This window comes from Stenotrophomonas sp. INTA L402-1, from assembly GCF_059295135.1.
In genome coordinates, this window is record NZ_JCAFWP010000203.1 from 1 (window position 1) to 559 (window position 559).

The 559-nt window shown below is 37.4% G+C and carries 1 protein-coding gene; it reads right to left on the bottom strand.

All coding sequences use genetic code 11. The annotated features are described in order from the left end of the window. Nucleotides 1–35: 35 nt before the first annotated feature. Nucleotides 36–559, bottom strand: a 524-nt coding sequence (dcm, locus tag AC5O77_RS22345; RefSeq protein WP_494507242.1) for a DNA (cytosine-5-)-methyltransferase, incomplete at its 5' end; no start/stop codon positions are given.

Genomic DNA, 559 nt, shown 5'->3' on the forward strand with positions numbered 1-559 from the left:
GGATTCTGGGCCGCATTGTGTCCTCATGACTTAGTTTATGAATCTAAGGTCGATATGATTTTTTCTGCTATTGCATTGATAACAGGGACTGCGACTGAATTCCCAAATTGCTTATAAGCCTGTGTATCCGATACAGGGATAATAAAATCACTAGGAAACCCTTGAAGTCTTGACGCTTCCCGCGGAGTTATTTTTCTTGGGTTACTTCCTTTTTGCTCTATTAATATTTCGCTACCATCTTTATAGTACCTCGCACTTATGGTATTAGTATATGGGCTATTTTCATTAAATAAACCATACCCAAAGCCTTTACCGGCTGCTGCATTTACAAATTTCCTGCGTTGGTGTCCATTCCAGAGCGCATCTGATAGCGTATATTTATTGTCTACGCTCTTTTCAAGAATATCTCCAACTCTTGTTTTTGTTTTTAATGGGGTTGGAAAAGTAAAATGTTCATGATTTCTTACTTTTTCTTTATTAAAGCCTACAATGTATATGCGCTCTCTATTTTGTGGAACACCAAAGTCTTTTGCAGCGAAGATATTGTAATACACAGTGT